Annotated in this window: 4 protein-coding genes; all 4 read left to right on the top strand. The window is 43.2% G+C overall.

The features are described from left to right. Positions 1–363, top strand: a 363-nt coding sequence (locus tag PSI14_RS19830) for a hypothetical protein (RefSeq protein ID WP_273577699.1), incomplete at its 5' end; no start/stop codon positions are given. Then, positions 360–632 (top strand): phage baseplate plug family protein, encoded by a 273-nt coding sequence (locus PSI14_RS20430; RefSeq protein ID WP_442316493.1) that lies wholly within the window; start codon positions 360–362, stop codon positions 630–632. The genes PSI14_RS19830 and PSI14_RS20430, both read left to right, overlap by 4 nt. Continuing rightward, positions 619–1509 carry a baseplate hub protein gene (locus PSI14_RS19835; protein WP_273577700.1) on the top strand — a complete coding sequence of 297 codons (891 nt, stop codon included), beginning with the start codon at positions 619–621 and terminating at the stop codon, positions 1507–1509. Before PSI14_RS20430 ends, PSI14_RS19835 begins: the two co-directional genes overlap by 14 nt. Further along, positions 1490–2168 (top strand): phage baseplate protein (locus PSI14_RS19840; protein ID WP_273577701.1); only part of this gene is annotated, 679 nt, incomplete at its 3' end. The genes PSI14_RS19835 and PSI14_RS19840, both read left to right, overlap by 20 nt.

Genomic DNA, 2168 nt, shown 5'->3' on the forward strand with positions numbered 1-2168 from the left:
TTTGTCTACACCAATGCGGCTATCGTTGGCTACGATTTAGCGCGTGAGTCTAAGGATGGTGCAACACTGATTAAGGTGAATGTGCATCTGGAGGAAATACGCGAGGTTAAGGTTAAGTACGACAAAGAAGAGGTTAAAAATCCTGATGATGCTAAAAATAAAGATACCGGCGATCAGACGCAGAACGTAGAGTCACAGAAACAGCGGGTGGAAAAAGGCGATAAGTCATGGTGGAAATATGGCATAACCGAACCGGAATCAGCATTCAATGCTGCGATGGAGGAAGGTTATGAATTAGCCGATAAATTAACGGGAGGGAAACTAAAAGAACTTAATAAATGGCTATCTGGAGGCTTCCAATGATTGCTGAAATAACAATATCCTCCATCCCCAACCAGACGACCTCATTTTCTATTAGAACAGACTTAATTGAATTAACGCTTGAGACTCGGTTAGAAAATATATTCGCTACAGTAAAACAGAATGGTGAATATTTGGTTTGTAATCGTATTTGTCGAAATCTCACATATATATGTAGGTGGCTGGTATTTATTGATATCGAGGGTAACTCTGACCCTGAATATTCCGGCCTCGGCTCCCGTTATAAATTGGTATGGAATGATGAAATTTAACAGAAAAGTAATAAAAATCACCCTCACCCTTTCAGATAAAGACGAATCATTTACCTCAGAAAACCAAAATAAACTCTCTGCAACCGGATTTAGAATCAGTGCCGAAGTTAACTATGGCAATGGTGCTATCGCTCCCCATGCTCGAATCAAGGCTTACGGGTTGCCAATGGAGACAATGGAGAAACTATTGCGTATCAGACGGCATACATTAACAGCGTTGCGCAATACCGTAACAATTGAAGCAGGTGAACAAGGAGAAGTGTTATCACAAGTCTTCAAAGGAGGTATCACTTTTGCCTATCCTGATATGGGCGATGCACCGAATGTCGCGCTGGTGATTGAATCACAAACTGCCATTTTAGAGAAAATGACTGGCGTAGATGCAGAGAGTTATGAAGGCGAACACGATGTTATAAATATCATGGGTAATATCTGTAAACGCATGGGATATTCATTTGAATCTAATGGCGTTAGTGAGAAATTATCTGATGTATATCTAGGAAATACGGATATGGAGAAAATTAAATGGTTGGCAGAAGCTGCAAATCTTAATTTATATATTGAAAGCAATTCCATTGGCGTAACTAGAAAAGGCCAACCAAGAAATTTAAAAATCCCTGTTATTTCTCCGGAGACTGGGTTGATTGGTTATCCAGTTCCTTCAACGAGAGGTATTGATTTTAAATGCTTCTATGACCCATTGGTAAGATTTGGTGGCATTGTCAGAGTTACTGGCAGCCAGATATCTATCTGTAATGGTGACTGGCTGACTTACGGTGTCAGGATAGTGCTAGAAACAGAACAGGATTCAGCACAATGGCTTATGGATGTTAGTGCCAGCCAAAGAGGTGATAATTATGCCGCAATCAAGAAATGATGAACAAGTTTATCTATATGATCCACAGGTAACTATTGGTGGAGCGATGGCTCAGGAGGCGATAATTTGGTCACTGATTGGCAAAATAGGTACGGTGACAATATGCAGGGTGGAGAAAGTCAAAGGTGGTGGTGTAGCGCCTGTGGGTTATGTCGATATCCTGCCACTGGTACAGCAAGTTGATGGTGCGGGGAATATCTATAACACTGCCACTATCTACAATGTGCCCTATTTCCGGTATCAGGGCGGTGCAAATGCAGTGATTCTCGACCCGAAAGCGGGCGACCTCGGCTTCTGCTTCACTGTCAGTCGGGATATCTCGAAGGTGAAGAGAGTCAAAGGTTCAGCCCCACCAGAGAGCAAACGCAAGTATGACATGGCTGACAGTCTCTATATCGGCGGCTTACTCAATGGAACGCCTAGCCAGTTTATGCACTTTAAGGACGGTGGCATTGATATTATTTCGCCCGGTAAAATCACCATCAAAGCCTCTGAAATTGAACTCGATGCACCAGTCAAGGCGACCAGCACCATTCAGGCCAGCAGCAACATTACTGACAACATTGCCACCAATTCCCAATCGATGGCGGGAATGCGCGAGCTATATAACAGCCACACTCACCACGAGAACGGACAAGGCTCGAATACCAGCCCACCTA

Origin of the sequence: Xenorhabdus anantnagensis (assembly GCF_028598555.1) — a bacterium.
GTDB lineage: Bacteria > Pseudomonadota > Gammaproteobacteria > Enterobacterales > Enterobacteriaceae > Xenorhabdus > Xenorhabdus anantnagensis.